The 16936-nt window shown below is 56.9% G+C and carries 14 protein-coding genes; 10 read left to right on the top strand and 4 right to left on the bottom strand.

Going from position 1 to position 16936, the window contains the following annotated elements; all coding sequences use genetic code 11:
* Positions 1 to 7: 7 nt before the first annotated feature.
* Together hemE and nudC are read right to left on the bottom strand one after the other, a co-directional pair.
* Positions 8 to 1072, bottom strand: a complete 1065-nt coding sequence (gene hemE, locus HCK03_RS24935; RefSeq protein WP_167692338.1) for a uroporphyrinogen decarboxylase — start codon at positions 1070 to 1072, stop codon at positions 8 to 10.
* 41 nt (positions 1073 to 1113) lie between these two features.
* Positions 1114 to 1887: an NAD(+) diphosphatase gene (gene nudC / locus HCK03_RS24940; protein WP_041143554.1), complete on the bottom strand. Its 774-nt coding sequence runs from the start codon at positions 1885 to 1887 to the stop codon at positions 1114 to 1116.
* A 93-nt stretch (positions 1888 to 1980) separates the two neighbouring features.
* On the opposite strand from nudC, the gene rsd reads away from it, so the two are divergent.
* The 10 genes from rsd to HCK03_RS24990 all read left to right on the top strand — a co-directional run bounded on the left by rsd (position 1981) and on the right by HCK03_RS24990 (position 10875).
* Complete coding sequence (gene rsd, locus HCK03_RS24945; RefSeq protein ID WP_115193797.1) at positions 1981 to 2478, top strand: sigma D regulator; 498 nt, start codon at positions 1981 to 1983, stop codon at positions 2476 to 2478.
* A 364-nt stretch (positions 2479 to 2842) separates the two neighbouring features.
* Positions 2843 to 4738: a phosphomethylpyrimidine synthase ThiC gene (thiC, locus tag HCK03_RS24950; RefSeq protein ID WP_167692339.1), complete on the top strand. Its 1896-nt coding sequence runs from the start codon at positions 2843 to 2845 to the stop codon at positions 4736 to 4738.
* Positions 4738 to 5373, top strand: coding sequence for a thiamine phosphate synthase (gene thiE, locus HCK03_RS24955; protein ID WP_135185350.1), 636 nt, complete (start codon positions 4738 to 4740; stop codon positions 5371 to 5373). The genes thiC and thiE overlap by 1 nt, the downstream gene beginning before the upstream one ends.
* Positions 5366 to 6121, top strand: coding sequence for a HesA/MoeB/ThiF family protein (locus HCK03_RS24960; protein ID WP_167692340.1), 756 nt, complete (start codon positions 5366 to 5368; stop codon positions 6119 to 6121). Before thiE ends, HCK03_RS24960 begins: the two co-directional genes overlap by 8 nt.
* A complete protein-coding gene (gene thiS, locus HCK03_RS24965; protein WP_123706641.1) occupies positions 6105 to 6305 on the top strand; it encodes a sulfur carrier protein ThiS in 201 nt (66 codons plus the stop codon). The genes HCK03_RS24960 and thiS overlap by 17 nt, the downstream gene beginning before the upstream one ends.
* A 1-nt stretch (position 6306) precedes the next feature.
* Complete coding sequence (gene thiG / locus HCK03_RS24970; RefSeq protein ID WP_041143548.1) at positions 6307 to 7077, top strand: thiazole synthase; 771 nt, start codon at positions 6307 to 6309, stop codon at positions 7075 to 7077.
* Positions 7074 to 8207 (top strand): 2-iminoacetate synthase ThiH, encoded by a 1134-nt coding sequence (thiH, locus tag HCK03_RS24975; RefSeq protein WP_167692341.1) that lies wholly within the window; start codon positions 7074 to 7076, stop codon positions 8205 to 8207. Before thiG ends, thiH begins: the two co-directional genes overlap by 4 nt.
* A gap of 341 nt (positions 8208 to 8548) precedes the next feature.
* Positions 8549 to 10081: a sensor domain-containing diguanylate cyclase gene (locus HCK03_RS24980; RefSeq protein ID WP_041143546.1), complete on the top strand. Its 1533-nt coding sequence runs from the start codon at positions 8549 to 8551 to the stop codon at positions 10079 to 10081.
* 173 nt (positions 10082 to 10254) lie between these two features.
* Entirely contained in the window at positions 10255 to 10560 is a 306-nt protein-coding gene (locus HCK03_RS24985) for a PTS sugar transporter subunit IIB (protein ID WP_041143545.1), read from the top strand.
* 3 nt (positions 10561 to 10563) lie between these two features.
* Positions 10564 to 10875: a PTS lactose/cellobiose transporter subunit IIA gene (locus HCK03_RS24990; protein ID WP_041143544.1), complete on the top strand. Its 312-nt coding sequence runs from the start codon at positions 10564 to 10566 to the stop codon at positions 10873 to 10875.
* Positions 10876 to 10924: 49 nt separating this feature from the next.
* On the opposite strand, the gene HCK03_RS24995 is transcribed toward HCK03_RS24990, so the two are convergent.
* Both HCK03_RS24995 and rpoC read right to left on the bottom strand, forming a co-directional pair.
* Complete coding sequence (locus HCK03_RS24995) at positions 10925 to 12265, bottom strand: anaerobic C4-dicarboxylate transporter (RefSeq protein ID WP_041143543.1); 1341 nt, start codon at positions 12263 to 12265, stop codon at positions 10925 to 10927.
* A gap of 410 nt (positions 12266 to 12675) precedes the next feature.
* Positions 12676 to 16899 carry a DNA-directed RNA polymerase subunit beta' gene (gene rpoC / locus HCK03_RS25000; protein WP_041143542.1) on the bottom strand — a complete coding sequence of 1408 codons (4224 nt, stop codon included), beginning with the start codon at positions 16897 to 16899 and terminating at the stop codon, positions 12676 to 12678.
* Positions 16900 to 16936 lie beyond the last annotated feature (37 nt).

Here is a 16936-nt window from a genome sequence, read left to right on the forward strand (position 1 = left end):
TCGCTCCTTAGCGATGATACTGTGCTGACAGCCGGTGAACCGCCTCCACAAACACGCCAGCATGCGCAGGATCCACGTCCTGATGAATGCCGTGTCCGAGGTTGAAGACGTGGCCCTCTCCCTGACCAAAGCCGGCAAGGATGGTAGCGACTTCTTCCTCAATGCGGGCTGCGGGCGCGTAAAGCATGGAGGGATCCATATTGCCCTGCAGCGCGACCTTATGGCCAACGCGACGACGCGCATCGGCGATATCGGTTGTCCAGTCGAGGCCCAGCGCGTCGCAGCCGGTTTCCGCAATCGCCTCCAGCCACTGTCCGCCGCCTTTGGTAAACAGGGTCACCGGCACGCGGCGGCCTTCATTTTCACGCAGCAGGCCATCGACGATTTTATGCATGTAGTAGAGCGAGAACTGCTGATAATCACGGCCGGTCAGCACTCCGCCCCAGGTATCAAAAATCATCACCGACTGAGCGCCGGCTTTAATCTGGGCGTTCAGGTACAGCGTGACGCTTTTGGCCAGCTTGTCGAGCAGCGCGTGCAGCGCCTTCGGCTCGGCGTACATCATCTTCTTAATGACGGTAAAGGCTTTGCTGCTACCGCCTTCAACCATATAGGTCGCCAGCGTCCACGGGCTGCCGGAGAAGCCAATCAGCGGAACTTCACCTTTGAGCTCGCGGCGGATGGTGCGCACCGCGTTCATAACATAGCCGAGCTCATCTTCCGGATCGGGAATCGGCAGCTTATCGACATCCGCCCTGCAGATAATCGGTGAGGTAAAGCGCGGGCCTTCTCCGGTTTCGAAGTACAGCCCCAGCCCCATCGCATCCGGGATGGTTAAAATGTCAGAGAAGAGGATCGCCGCGTCCAGCGCATAGCGGCGCAGCGGCTGCAGCGTCACTTCGCAGGCCAGCTCGGCATTTTTACACAGCGACATAAAGTCGCCCGCTTCTGCGCGAGTGGCCTTGTACTCCGGTAAATAGCGGCCAGCCTGGCGCATCATCCACACCGGGGTCACATCAACGGGCTGGCGCAGCAGCGCACGCAGATAACGATCGTTCTTCAGTTCGGTCATTTTGCAGTTCCTTCAATGCGTCAGGCCATCATTGTATCACGTCATTCATAGTCGGCCCGGCACATCGCCACCGTATCTTCAATCAGCCGGCGCGCCACGGTTCCCGGCGGCGGCAGAAGCGGTAAATCGTCGTAGCGATACCAGCCCGCCTCCAGCAGCTCTTTGCGATCGATGACAATCTCACCGCTGTCGTATTCCGCCATAAATGCGGTCATCAGCGACTGCGGGAACGGCCAGGGCTGGGAAGTCACGTAGCGCAGGTTTTTCACCTTAATGCCGCACTCTTCCATCACCTCGCGCGCCACCGTCTGTTCGAGGGTCTCCCCCACTTCAACAAAGCCGGCCAGCACCGTATGCACGCCGTTGCGGTGGCGGGTATGCTGCGCCAGCAGGATAGAGTCTTCCCGGCGAATGGCGACAATCATGCACGGTGCGATTTGCGGATAGTAGCGCTCGCGGCAGTGGCTACACAGCATCGCCCATTCGGTTTTGCTCGGGTGCATAGGGTGCCCGCAGTAGCCGCAGAACTTGTGCGAGCGATAAAACTCGGCCAGCTGAATACCGCGGCCCGCCAGCTGAAACAGGCCAGGATCCTGATCCAGCACCTGCCGCAGCGATCCCATATCCTGCCGACGATCCTGGCGTATCAGCCACACCGCGTCGCCTTGCCATTCGCCAATATGCTGCGCGTGCTGGCCGACAAGATTAAAATTTACCGCTTCGCCGTGTGGTAATTCCCCGCCGGGTAACCATAATTTTTGTTCGTGACTGACGATCCACCAGCCGCGATCTAATTTTTCAATAATACGATCCATATCTATTGCACTACCTTCGTTTTACTGGCACTTTTAACATTATATTTACATTTTGGTGAGCAACGTTATTTTCTTAATCTTGCGGAGTCAACCATGTTAAACCAGCTGGAAAACCTAACGGAACGTGTTGGAGGCAGTAATGAACTGGTCGATCGCTGGCTGCATGTACGTAAGCATTTGCTCGTGGCTTACTACAAGCTGGTTGGCCTGAAACCCGGCAAAGAGTCATTTATGCGGCTTAATGAAAAGTCGCTGGATAACTTTTGCCAAAGCCTGGTGGATTACCTCTCATCCGGTCATTTTAGTATTTATGAACGTATTATTGGGGAAATGGAAGGCGATACGCCACTTTTGGCCGCCACCAGGCTCTATCCACAGCTGGAAGCCAACACCCAGCAGATTATGGATTATTACGACACCTGCCTCGAAAACGCTATCGATCACGATAACTACCTCGAGTTCCAGCAGGCGCTCTCGGATATCGGGGAAGCCCTGGAAGCGCGCTTTGCGCTTGAAGATAAGCTGATCGCCCTGGCCGTGACCTATAACCTGAAAGACAGCATCAGCGACAATATCGCGCCGACTGCTTGAGTTGTGAGCCGTTAACGAGTAGTTTACATACATTCCCCCTCTCCGGAGGGGGTTTTATCTTGTCGGAGTGCCCATTTTCCAAAAAGCATTCGTGATGCCCTCAAGGTGACAAGTCAGTGAACCTCCAGGAACTTACATCAGTAAGTAAACGGAGTGAGCGGACGAAGCCAACGAAGAGACAGCGCGAAGGATAAAGTGGAAAAGGCTGAGACCGTTAATTCGGGATCCGCGGAACCTGATCAGGCTAATACCTGCGAAGGGAACAAGAGTAAACTGCAAAGAGCGGTCGTCCCTCCAGGACCCATCGCATCTGTTACTCCATCCGTCGTCTGACAAGCCATCTCCTTTTCGTCTGGAATGAGCTATGTCTACAGAAAAACTGACCCGTCGACAGCAGCGTGAACGCGCCCAGCACTTTATCGACACTCTTGAAGGTTCGGTCTTCCCCAACTCACAGCGTATCTACATTCAGGGTTCGCAGGATAATATTCGCGTCCCGATGCGTGAAATCCAGCTCAGCCCCACGCTTATCGGCGGCGGCAAAGAAAGTCCGCGCTATGAAGACAACGAAGCGATCCCGGTGTACGACACCTCCGGCCCCTACGGCGACCCCGATATTGCGATCGATGTCCATCAGGGTCTGGCAAAGCTGCGCCAGCCGTGGATTGACGCGCGTAACGATAGCGAGCCGCTAAGCCATCGCAGCTCCGCCTACACCCAGCAGCGCCTGGCCGATGACGGCCTCGATGAGCTGCGCTTTAGCCGCCTGCTGACGCCAAAGCGGGCCGCCGCAGGCCGCTGCGTCACCCAGCTCCACTACGCCCGCCGGGGCCTCGTCACGCCGGAGATGGAGTTTATCGCCATCCGCGAAAACATGGGCCGCGAGCGCATTCGTAGCGCAGTGCTGCGCCACCAGCACCCGGGAGAGGGGTTTGGTGCCCATCTGCCGGACAACATCACCCCGGAGTTTGTCCGTGACGAAGTGGCCGTCGGCCGCGCCATTATTCCTGCCAATATCAACCATCCCGAGTCGGAGCCGATGATTATCGGCCGTAATTTCCTGGTCAAAGTTAACGCCAATATCGGCAACTCTGCCGTCACCTCGTCCATTGAGGAGGAGGTGGAAAAGCTGGTGTGGTCAACCCGCTGGGGAGCGGATACGGTGATGGATCTCTCCACCGGCCGCTATATCCACGAAACCCGCGAGTGGATCCTGCGTAACAGCCCGGTGCCTATCGGTACGGTGCCGATCTACCAGGCGCTGGAAAAAGTGAACGGCATTGCCGAGGACCTGAACTGGGAAGCGTTTCGCGATACCCTGCTGGAGCAGGCGGAGCAAGGCGTTGACTACTTCACCATCCACGCCGGCGTCCTGCTGCGCTACGTTCCGCTGACGGCTAAACGCCTCACCGGTATCGTCTCCCGCGGCGGTTCGATCATGGCGAAATGGTGCCTGTCGCACCATCAGGAAAATTTCCTCTATCAGCACTTCCGCGAAATTTGCGAAATCTGCGCCGCCTACGACGTCTCGCTCTCGCTGGGCGACGGTCTGCGCCCCGGCTCTGTTCAGGACGCCAACGATGAAGCGCAGTTTGCCGAGCTGCGAACCTTAGGTGAGCTGACGAAAATCGCCTGGGAGTACGACGTGCAGGTGATGATTGAAGGCCCGGGCCACGTGCCGATGCAGATGATCCGCCGCAACATGACCGAAGAGCTGGAGCACTGCCACGAAGCGCCGTTCTATACCCTCGGGCCGTTAACCACCGATATCGCTCCGGGCTACGATCACTTCACTTCCGGCATTGGCGCCGCGATGATCGGCTGGTTTGGCTGCGCGATGCTCTGCTACGTGACGCCGAAAGAGCACCTCGGGCTGCCGAACAAAGAGGACGTGAAGCAGGGGCTGATCACCTACAAAATCGCCGCCCACGCCGCCGACCTCGCCAAAGGCCATCCCGGGGCGCAGATCCGCGATAACGCCATGTCCAAAGCGCGTTTTGAGTTCCGCTGGGAGGACCAGTTCAACCTCGCCCTCGACCCCTTCACCGCCCGCGCCTATCACGATGAAACCCTGCCGCAGGAGTCGGGAAAAGTCGCCCACTTCTGCTCCATGTGCGGACCCAAATTCTGTTCAATGAAAATCAGCCAGGAAGTGCGCGACTACGCCGCCCGCCAGGATATCGAAAGCGGAATGGCCGATATGTCGCAGGACTTCCGCGCTCGCGGCGGCGAAATCTATTTACGTAAGGAGCAAGCCTGATGTATCAACCCGATTTTCCACCCGTCCCTTTTCGTTTAGGACTCTACCCGGTCGTGGATAGCGTGGTGTGGATTGAACGTCTGCTGAAAGCGGGCGTGCGCACCATCCAGCTGCGAATCAAGGATAAGCGTGAGGCCGACGTTGAGGATGACGTTATCGCCGCTATCGCGCTCGGCCGGCAGTATCACGCCCGGCTGTTTATCAACGACTACTGGCAGCTGGCCATTAAGCATCAGGCCTGGGGCGTGCACCTCGGCCAGGAGGATCTGGAGACGACGGACCTGAACGCGATTCGCCATGCCGGGCTGCGCCTCGGCGTCTCGACGCATGATGATATGGAGATTGACGTCGCCCTGGCGGCACGCCCTTCTTACATCGCATTAGGCCACGTTTTCCCGACGCAAACCAAGCAGATGCCCTCCGCACCGCAGGGGCTGGAGCAGCTGGCGCGCCATATCAGCCGGCTACAGGACTACCCAACGGTGGCGATTGGCGGCATCAGCCTCGAACGCGCGCCGGCGGTCCTTGGCACCGGCGTTGGCAGCATTGCCGTGGTCAGCGCGATTACCCAGGCGGCGGACTGGCAGCAGGCCACCGCGCAGCTGCTGGAAATGGCGGGAGCAGGCGATGAATGATAGCGATTTTATGCGCTACAGCCGCCAGCTGATGCTGGAAGATATCGCCATCGAAGGCCAGCAGAAGCTGCTGGCCAGCCGGGTGCTGATCGTCGGACTCGGCGGGCTCGGCTCCCCCGCGGCGCTCTATCTGGCGGGCGCCGGTGTCGGTACGCTGGTCCTCGCCGACGACGACGATGTTCACGTCAGCAACCTGCAGCGGCAGATTTTGTTCACCAGCGACGACATTGGCCAGCCGAAAGCGACGGCCGCCCGCCAGCGGCTGGCGCGGCTCAATCCGCAAATCGATGTTATCCCCCTGCGGCAGCGGCTGAGCGGCGAAGCGCTGCTGGCGGAAGTGGCGCAGGCCGATCTGGTGCTGGACTGTACCGATAATATGGCGAGCCGCCAGGCCATCAACGCCGCCTGCGTAACCCGCACAACGCCGTTAATTACCGCCAGCGCCGTCGGGCTTGGCGGGCAGCTGATGGTTCTGACCCCGCCGTGGGAGCAGGGCTGCTATCGCTGCCTGTGGCCGGATACGGCCGAACCCGAGCGCAGCTGCCGCACCGCGGGCATTATCGGGCCGGTGGTCGGCATGATGGGTACGCTGCAGGCGCTGGAGGCGATCAAGCTGCTCTCCGGCATGGTCACGCCGCGTAATACGCTGCGGCTGTTTGACGCCCGTACCAGCGCCTGGCGCAGCCTGGCGCTACAGCGGGCGCAGAGCTGCCCGGTATGCGGAGGACAACATGCAGATTTGGTTTAACGACGAGCCGCTCCGCTGCGCCGATGCACTCACCATTGCTGCCCTGCTCGCTCAGCTGGAACAGCAGCAGGCGGGCATCGCGCTGGCGCTCAATCAACAGGTTCTGCCGCGCGAGCGGTGGGATCACCATCTTCTGCAGGAAGGCGATCGGGTCCTGCTTTTTCAGGTTATCGCCGGAGGCTGACATGTTACGTATCGCAGACAAAACGTTCGACTCACACATTTTTACCGGTACCGGGAAATTTTCCGCACCGGAACTCATGGTCGAGGCGATCCGCGCCTCGGGAAGCCAGCTGGTGACGCTGGCGATGAAGCGCGTCGATTTACGTCAGCACAATGATGCGATCCTCGCGCCTTTACTGGCCGCCGGCGTCAGCCTGCTGCCAAATACGTCAGGGGCAAAAACGGCGGAAGAGGCCGTATTCGCCGCCCGCCTGGCGCGGGAGGCCCTGGGCACTCACTGGCTGAAGCTGGAGATCCATCCTGACGCGCGCTGGCTGCTGCCGGACCCCATCGAAACCCTGAAGGCGGCGGAGATCCTGGTACGGGAAGGTTTCGTGGTTCTGCCCTACTGCGGCGCCGACCCGGTGCTGTGTAAGCGCCTGGAGGAGGCGGGCTGCGCGGCGGTGATGCCGCTCGGCGCGCCCATCGGCTCGAATCAGGGGCTGGAAACCCGCGCCATGCTGGAAATCATTATCGCCCAGGCCAGGGTACCGGTAGTCGTTGATGCCGGTATTGGCGTGCCCAGCCATGCGGCGCAGGCGCTGGAGATGGGTGCCGACGCGGTGCTGGTGAATACCGCAATCGCCGTCGCCGACGATCCGGTAACCATGGCGCGCGCGTTTCGTCTGGCGGTAGAAGCGGGCCTGCTGGCCCGTCAGGCCGGACCCGGCGCGCGCAGCGCCCAGGCGCAGGCCACCAGCCCGCTGACCGGTTTTCTGGAGGCGCTGGCATGAGCACCTTTAGCGACCGCTGGAAGCAGCTGGAGTGGGATGATATCCGCCTGCGCATCAACAGCAAAACCCCCGCCGACGTTGAGCGGGCGATAGCGGCAAAACAGCTTACTCGCGACGATATGATGGCCCTGCTCTCCCCCGCCGCCGCTGGCTATCTGGAGCCGCTGGCGCAGCGCGCGCAGCGCCTGACCCGCCAGCGCTTTGGCAACACCGTCAGCTTCTACGTTCCCCTCTATCTCTCTAACCTGTGCGCTAACGACTGCACCTACTGCGGCTTTTCGATGAGCAACCGCATCAAGCGCAAGACGCTGGATAGCGATGAAATTACCCGCGAGTGCGCCGCCATCCGCCAGATGGGCTTTGAGCATCTGCTGCTGGTCACCGGTGAACACCAGGGGAAGGTGGGGATGGACTATTTTCGCCAGCATCTGCCGGCGATCCGCAGCCGGTTCTCCTCGCTGCAAATGGAGGTGCAGCCGCTGAGCACCGAAGAGTACGCCGAGCTGAAAACGCTCGGCCTGGACGGCGTGATGGTCTATCAGGAAACCTATCATGAAAGCATGTACGCCCAGCATCATCTGAAGGGGAAGAAGCAGGACTTCTTCTGGCGTCTGGATACGCCGGATCGCCTTGGCGAGGCGGGGATCGATAAGATCGGGCTGGGCGCACTCATTGGCCTCTCCGATAGCTGGCGCGTGGATTGCTATATGGTCGCCGAGCATCTGCTGTGGCTCCAGCAGCATTACTGGCGCAGCCGCTACTCGGTCTCCTTCCCCCGGCTGCGGCCATGCGCCGGCGGGATCGAACCGGCATCGCTGATGGATGAGCGCCAGCTGGTGCAGACCATCTGCGCCTTCCGCCTGCTGGCGCCGGAGGTTGAGCTGTCGCTTTCAACCCGCGAATCCCCCGATTTCCGCGATCGGGTGATCCCGCTGGCCATTAACAACGTCAGCGCATTTTCAAAAACGCAGCCCGGCGGCTACGCCGATAATCACCCCGAGCTGGAGCAGTTTGCTCCTCACGATGGCCGTCGCCCCGAAGAGGTCGCCAGCGCGCTGGTCGCTCGCGGGTTGCAGCCGGTGTGGAAAGACTGGGATAGCTGGCTGGGACGCGCTACGCAGTCGTCCTGAAGAGGCGTGTAACGACCTGAATAGTTTGCGAGCCTGAACGCGAGAACAAAAACGGCAGATTGCCTACCCTCTGCCGTTTTCCTATTCTGCTCCTGTCAGCAGCGGACGCTGACCAGGGCGATAATTTCTCTTCCTCATTTTCGCCCTGCCTCCTTAATGGATAACCGATACGGACAGCCGATGGAGAGCGAGCGAAACCCCAGCCACGGTGAATTTAAATCCCTTGACCTGGAAGGGCGTGGTTATAATTGACGAATAGTTACCTGATTCGCTCGGCAGGCATGCTGGCTAAACCTGCGTATTAACCTACGGTTTATACCTTCTGGAACGATTTACGACTCATGGCTCGTCACAACAGAAAACTCTCTTTTACTACGCCGATTCTGGTGGGGTTTGCGGGGATTTTACTCAGTTTTTTACTGATCGCAGCGTTCGTCATTGCCACTCAGAAAAAGAATTTTCTTGAGGACTATCACCACGTTAATCGCAACTTCACCCACAATCTGGCCATTAACTACACCGAATCGCTGCTCCGCGAAAATGATTTTATTCTCAGCCGCGCCACCACCTTTTTTTCCCGCAATGACGAGCTCAATAGCGCCGTTAATCTCGATCCGCAGAAAGGTTTACGCGAGCTGATGCAGCTCCAGGAGCTGATGCAAACCGTCTCTTCTATCTCGCTGGCGGACACCCAGGCGCACTACCTGCGCGCACCGGAGGTGCTGGAGACGGAAGATAGCCGGACGTTCGATCCTGAATCTCGCCCGTGGTTTATCAAACAGGCGGAAGCCAGTACGTTCAGCCTCTATACCAGCCCCTACCTGGACTACTTCACCCATCGCCCCACCGTCACCCTGTACCGGCCGGTCATCTCCCCGGAAGGACGGCTCAAAGGCAGCCTCGCCTTCCATATGGACCTGACGTCGATGGGATACGCGCTGCGGCAAATGGTGGCGCCGGTGCAGGGCGAGTTTTTTGTCGTGCAGCGCGACGGCAAAGTGGTGCTCCATCCGGATCCTGGCGCCCTGTTTAAGCCCTACGTCAGCAGCCGCCTGATGGATGACATGACCAGCGCAGAGGGCCAGCTGTACGATACCGCCAGCGATAGCTGGTATTACTACTATTCGTTTACTAATCCCGACTGGTTCGTCATCTATCGCGTCGATAATTCCACCCTGATCGACCTGACGCGCTATGAAACCGATATTGTCGCCTGGGGATTTGCCCTCGGCGCCATTGTCATTATCCTGTTCGGCCTCTACCTGCGCCACGCTTCGCGCACGGTGCTGATGAATATCATCAACGCCATTAAGACCGGCGACGTCCAGCGCGCCCCGCGGCTGGAAGCGATGCTGAGCAAGGCTATCGAAAGCAATAAGCAGCGCGAACTCACCTACGTGCGCCAGGCCACCATCGACGCCCTGACCGGCTGTAAAAACCGCCGCGCCTTCGATAGCGACATCGCGGCGTTGATGAACGATCATCAGCCGTTCGCCCTGGCGCTGGTCGACATCGATAACTTTAAATCGATTAACGACACCTGGGGCCACCTCAACGGCGATATCGTTCTGCGCAGCGTCGCCCGTGAAGGGCTGCAAATCCTGCAGCCGCTGCAGATTTCACTCTACCGCTACGGCGGAGAGGAGTTTGCCGTGGTATTTACCGCAGAGCATCTCACTCATGCCCATACGCTGCTCGAAAGCTGGCGGATTAAGATCGCCCAGCGCACCTGGCGTGAAGAGGGGCTGAGCGTAACCTTCAGCGCCGGCCTCGGCGAATGGAATATGGAGCCGCTGGATAAACTGGTGGTCAGCGTGGACGAAGCGCTCTATAAAGCGAAACAGCAGGGTAAGAATCGGATAGTCAGAACCTAAAGCGTCTACCCTTGTAAAGCCCGCTTCGGCGGGCTTTTTTGTCTTTTCAGCCCGCAAACCGAAACCGGTTTCATTATTTTGTGATGCCTTACACACAATCGCTGCAAAGCGGTTGTTCCGTCACCCTGCCCGCGCTAAAGATGGTACATCAAGGAACATAAAGGCGACGAACTATGAAGAATATCGTTTTATGCTGTGCCGCAGGTATGTCCACCAGCATGCTGGTTCAACGTATGCAAGCTGCCGCGCAGCAGAAAGGGGTGGAAGTCTCGATTAAAGCCGTGCCGGTGGCCGAATTTAAGGACAACCTGGCGGCTGCCGATATTATCCTGCTGGGCCCGCAGGTGAAATACGAGCAGGCGAAACTGCAGGCGCTGGCCGATCCGTTCGGTAAAAAAGTCGCCGTTATCGATATGATGGATTACGGCATGATGAAAGGCGATGCCGTTCTGGATAAAGCCCTGAAGTTGATGGAGTAAGAGATGGAAGATTTAGAAACGATCATTATGGAGCTGCTGGTTAACGCCGGTTCAGCGCGTAGTTCTGCATTAACCGCACTGCAGCTGGCGCGCAAAGGCGATTTTGCCGCAGCCGAGCAGGCGATGGCAGAGTCTCATGAATTTGTGAAGCACGCGCACAAAATCCAGACCCAGCTTATCGGTCTGGATGAAGGGTCCGGCAAGCTTCCGGTCAACCTGATTACCGTTCACTCTCAGGACCACCTGATGAACGCGATGGTGATCCAGGATCTGGCGACCGATATGATCGAACTGTATCGCCGTATTCCGCAGTAAATGAAACCGCTTTATGCAGCAGGTGCCCGTTCGGCACCTGCTTTTTTTATTACAGAAATCCGTAGAGCGCGGCAAATATCCAGCCAAATACGCACGAGACGCTGACGCCAATTAACCCCGGCAGAATAAAGCTGTGGTTAATCACAAAACGGCCGATGCGGGTCGTCCCCGAGCGGTCGAACTGAATAGCGGCCAGGTCACTAGGGTAGGTTGGCAGAATATAATAACCGTAGCACGCCGGTGCAGAGGCCACGATATAGGCCGGATCGACGCCAATCGCCAGCGCAACCGGGACAATCGCCGCCAGCGCCGCCGCCTGCGAGTTGACGAATTTGGAGACAATCAGCAGGACGATAGCGTAGGCCCACGGATACTCTTTTACCATCTCGCCCAGCACGCCCTTAATCTCCGACATGTGCGCGCCAAACATGGTCTCCGCCATCCATGCAATGCCGTATACCGCCACAATGGCGATCATTCCCGAGCGAAATACCTCATTTTTAGAAATAGAGGCCGGATTGGTTTTGGTAATGATGATGATCAGCGCCCCGGAGAGCAGCATAAACATCTGGATAACCAGCACCATCGACAGCGGCTTGCCGTCGAATACGGGCCGCAGCTCGGAAAATGCGCCCAGCAGGGCGACCACGACAATCGACGCCAGGAAGATCCACATCGCCACCCAGTTGCTCGCCGGCAGCTTGCGGTCCAGCAGGGTTGCGGTGTCGCCGTAGACGTAGTGGCGGTTTTCCGGCGTCGCGATAAATGCCTGGAACTCTTCGTCTTTATCCAAATCCTTGCCGCGGAACCAGCTAAAAATACCGATCGCCAGAATGCCCAGCAGGGTTGAAGGGATGGTGATCGCCAGCAGGTCGAGAAACTCCAGGTGCTTGCCGTTAAACGTAAAGTTACCGAGCATTGCCACCAGCGAAACGACCGCAACGGAAACCGGGCTGGCGATAATACCCATCTGTGCGCCAATGGAGCTTGCCGCCATAGGACGTTCGGGACGAATATTATTCTTAATCGCGACGTCATAGATAATCGGCAGGATGGTATAGACCACGTGGCCGGTGCCGCACAGGATCGTCAGCGTACAGGTGACAAATGGCGCAACGATTGAAACGTACTTTGGATTACGCCGCAGGAGCTTTTCGGCAATCTGCAGCATCACGTCTAACCCGCCGGAAGCCTGTAGCGTCGCCGAGGCGGCCACTACCGCAATAATCACCAGCATGACATCAACCGGCGGTTTTCCCGGCTGAAGATGGAAGACAAAGACTAAAATAACCAGCCCGATGCCGCCTAAAAGGCCCAGCGCAATGCCGCCTTTTCTGGCCCCATAAAACAAACACACTAAGATAATGATGAGTTGTATAGCAAATTCCATGCATCCCCCAGAACCACTCTATTAGGTCGAAAACATCTATCGCGGTCGTCTCATTCTTATTTAGCGACCTCCTCAATGGCGTTTTAAATAGACGAAGCGGCGCCTCAGCGGGTGAGAACTGAAAATAAGGAAAGGCGCAATCACCTGATTATCCGGATTTTTTGACTATACCTTTTTTGATTTTTAATTTTTTGATACGCGTAGAACTTTTACCCATATATTTACTATGGAATAAAAACAGGAGCGGCTGGCGGGTTTTATATTAATAGAATAAGGCTTAATTGCTGCTTAGCTATTAATGGAATGTAATCAAATATAGATTAAATAAAATCACGCGCCGTTGCGGCGGCGCAGGAATAAAAAAAGCCAGTCAGGAGACCTGACTGGCTTTTTCAGCATAGCGTCAACGATTAATCGTTGTCTGAACCGCCCAGACCCGCGTTCAGCAGCTCTGCCAGGTTGGCAGAAGCTTCTTCAACGGTGACCTGCGGTGCAGCAGGCTGTTCGCCAGCTGCCTTGCGGCGCATACGATCCTGGTGGTACGCATAGCCGGTACCCGCCGGGATCAGACGACCCACGATAACGTTCTCTTTCAGGCCACGCAGTTCGTCGCGTTTGCCCGCAACGGCTGCTTCGGTCAGGACACGGGTAGTCTCCTGGAACGATGCTGCAGAGATGAACGATTCGGTTGCCAGAGACGCTTTGGTGATACCCAGCAGGTCACGGGAGTAAGTTGCCGCAACTTTGCCATTCGCTTCCAGATCGCGGTTAGCAATCTTGACGCGGGAGTATTCAACCTGCTCGCCTTCCAGGAAGTCGGAGCTACCGGCACTGTCAATGGTCGCTTTACGCAGCATCTGACGAACGATAACTTCAATGTGCTTATCGTTAATCTTAACGCCTTGCAGACGGTAAACGTCCTGTACTTCGTTGGTGATATAACGCGTTACCGCGTGTACGCCACGAAGACGCAGAATGTCGTGCGGCGCTTCCGGACCGTCGGAAACCACGTCACCACGTTCTACACGTTCACCTTCAAACACGTTCAGCTGACGCCATTTCGGAATCATCTCTTCGTATGGATCGCTACCGTCTAACGGAGTGATGACCAGACGACGTTTACCTTTGGTTTCTTTACCGAAGGAGATGATACCGCTGATTTCTGCCAGAATTGCCGGCTCTTTCGGGCGACGCGCTTCGAACAGGTCAGCAACGCGCGGCAGACCACCGGTGATATCCTTGGTACCGCTGGATTCCTGAGGAATACGCGCCAGTGCGTCACCCGCACTGATCTGGATACCATCTTCCAGCTGGACGATCGCTTTACCCGGCAGGAAGTACTGCGCAGGCATATCGGTGCCAGGGATCAGAACGTCGTTACCGTTAGCATCAACGATTTTCAGGGCCGGACGCAGGTCTTTACCACCCGCTGTACGCTCTGCAGAATCCAGAACGACCAGCGAAGACAGACCGGTCAGCTCGTCGGTCTGACGAGTAATGGTCTGGCCGTCAATCATGTCAGTAAAGCGGATGAAACCACTTACTTCAGTGATAACCGGCATGGTGTGCGGATCCCAGTTTGCTACGGTTTCGCCGCCAGCAACCTGCTCACCATCACCTTTACCCATCACCGCACCGTAAGGAACTTTATAGCTCTCTTTGGTACGACCGAATTCGTCGATCAGCTTCAGTTCGGTGTTACGCGAGGTCACTACCAGCTTACCGGCAGAGTTGACAACCGATTTAGCGTTGCTAAGACGGATGCTACCTTTGTTTTTCACCTGGATGCTGGATTCAGCAGCCGCACGAGATGCCGCACCACCGATGTGGAACGTACGCATCGTCAGCTGTGTACCCGGCTCACCGATGGACTGTGCCGCGATAACGCCGATAGCCTCACCTTTGTTGATGATGTGGCCACGCGCCAGGTCACGACCGTAGCAGTGCGCACATACACCAAAGTCGGTGTCACAGGATACGACAGAACGCACTTTGACGGAGTCAACGGAGTTCTCTTCCAGCAGATCACACCAGTGCTCGTGCAGCAGCGTGTTGCGTGGAACCAGAATATCCGCAGTACCCGGCTTCAGAACGTCTTCAGCGGTCACACGACCCAGTACGCGATCGCGCAGCGGCTCTTTAACATCACCACCCTCGATAACCGGGGTCATGGTGATGCCTTCCAGGGTGCCACAGTCGTCTTCAGTAACAACCAGGTCCTGTGCAACGTCAACCAGACGACGAGTCAGGTAACCGGAGTTCGCTGTTTTCAGTGCGGTATCCGCCAGACCTTTACGCGCACCGTGCGTGGAGATGAAGTACTGGAGTACGTTCAGACCTTCACGGAAGTTCGCGGTGATCGGCGTTTCGATGATGGAGCCATCCGGCTTCGCCATCAGACCACGCATACCAGCCAGCTGACGAATCTGTGCCGCAGAACCACGCGCACCGGAGTCGGCCATCATGTAGATGCTGTTGAAGGAAACCTGCTGCTCTTCGACGCCGTCACGGTTAATAACGGTTTCGGTTTGCAGGTTATCCATCATCGCTTTGGATACACGATCGTTCGCCGCAGCCCAGATATCGATAACTTTGTTGTAGCGTTCGCCCGCGGTAACCAGACCGGACTGGAACTGTTCCTGGATCTCAGCAACTTCAGCTTCCGCTTCGCTGATGATCTCGTGTTTTTTCTCCGGGATGACCATGTCATCAATACCAACGGATGCACCTGAACGCGCTGCATAAGCAAAGCCGGTGTACATCGTCTGGTCCGCAAAAATAACGGTCGGTTTCAGGCCCAGAATACGGTAGCAGGTGTTCAGCATCTTAGAGATCGCTTTCTTACCCAGTGCCTGGTTCACGATAGTGAACGGCAGACCTTTAGGCACGATCATCCACAGAATCGCACGGCCAACGGTCGTGTCTTTCAGGCTGGTTTTCGCTACGAACTGGTCGTTTTCGTCTTTTTCGTATTCGGTGATACGCACTTTAACGCGCGCATGCAGAGAGGCCAGGCCAGCGCGATAAATACGCTCGGCTTCTTTCGGGCCAGTCAGCACCATGCCTTCGCCTTTGGCGTTAACACAGTCACGGGTCATGTAGTACAGACCCAGTACAACGTCCTGAGACGGAACGATGATAGGCTCGCCGTTCGCCGGGGACAGGATGTTGTTGGTAGACATCATCAGCGCACGCGCTTCGAGCTGGGCTTCCAGCGTCAGCGGTACGTGAACAGCCATCTGGTCACCATCGAAGTCGGCGTTATATGCCGCACAGACCAGCGGGTGCAGCTGGATAGCTTTACCTTCGATCAGTACCGGCTCAAATGCCTGGATACCCAAACGGTGCAGGGTTGGTGCACGGTTCAGCAGTACCGGGTGTTCGCGGATAACTTCGTCCAGGATATCCCAAACGACAGCTTCTTCGCGCTCAACCATTTTCTTCGCAGCTTTAATGGTGGTAGCAAGACCACGCAGTTCCAGCTTGCCGTAGATGAACGGTTTGAACAGCTCCAGCGCCATTTTCTTCGGCAGACCGCACTGATGCAGACGCAGGTATGGACCTACGGTGATAACAGAACGACCGGAGTAGTCAACGCGTTTACCCAGCAGGTTCTGACGGAAACGACCCTGTTTACCTTTGATCATATCGGCCAAAGATTTCAGAGGACGTTTGTTAGAACCGGTGATAGCACGACCGCGACGACCGTTATCCAGCAGGGCGTCGACCGCTTCCTGCAGCATACGTTTTTCGTTGCGTACGATGATATCCGGCGCAGCCAGATCCAGCAGACGTTTCAGACGGTTGTTACGGTTAATGACGCGACGATACAAATCGTTCAGGTCAGAAGTCGCGAAACGACCACCATCCAGCGGAACCAGCGGACGCAGATCTGGCGGCAGAACCGGCAGAACGGTCAGGATCATCCACTCCGGCTTGTTGCCAGACTGAACGAAAGCTTCCAGCAGTTTGATACGCTTGGTCAGCTTTTTACGCTTGGTTTCTGAGTTGGTTTCGTTCAGCTCTTCACGCAGCTGTTCGCATTCCTGCTCCAGATCCATGCTCTTCAGCAGGGCCTGAATAGCTTCGGCGCCCATCTTCGCGTCGAACTCGTCGCCGAACTCTTCCAGCGCGTCCAGATACTGCTCTTCTGTCAGGATCTGGTTGCGTTCGAGGTTCGTCATCCCGCCTTCGATAACCACATAAGATTCGAAGTACAGAACGCGTTCGATATCACGCAGCGGCATATCCAGCAGCAGGCCGATACGGGACGGCAGCGACTTCAGGAACCAAATGTGGGCGGTCGGAGACGCCAGCTCGATGTGGCCCATGCGCTCACGACGCACTTTAGTCTGGGTCACTTCAACGCCGCACTTCTCACAGATCACACCACGGTGTTTCAGGCGCTTGTACTTACCGCACAGGCACTCGTAGTCTTTTACTGGCCCGAAAATACGCGCACAGAAAAGGCCGTCACGTTCTGGTTTGAACGTACGGTAGTTAATGGTTTCCGGCTTTTTAACTTCACCGAAAGACCATGAACGGATCATGTCTGGCGAGGCCAGAGCAATTTTGATCGCATCAAACTCTTCGGTTTTAGTCTGCGCTTTCAGAAACTTTAATAAATCTTTCACGGATTTGCTCCCGTCGGAGTTAGCACAATCTGGCGCC

The organism is Klebsiella terrigena, from assembly GCF_012029655.1.
Lineage (GTDB): Bacteria > Pseudomonadota > Gammaproteobacteria > Enterobacterales > Enterobacteriaceae > Klebsiella > Klebsiella terrigena.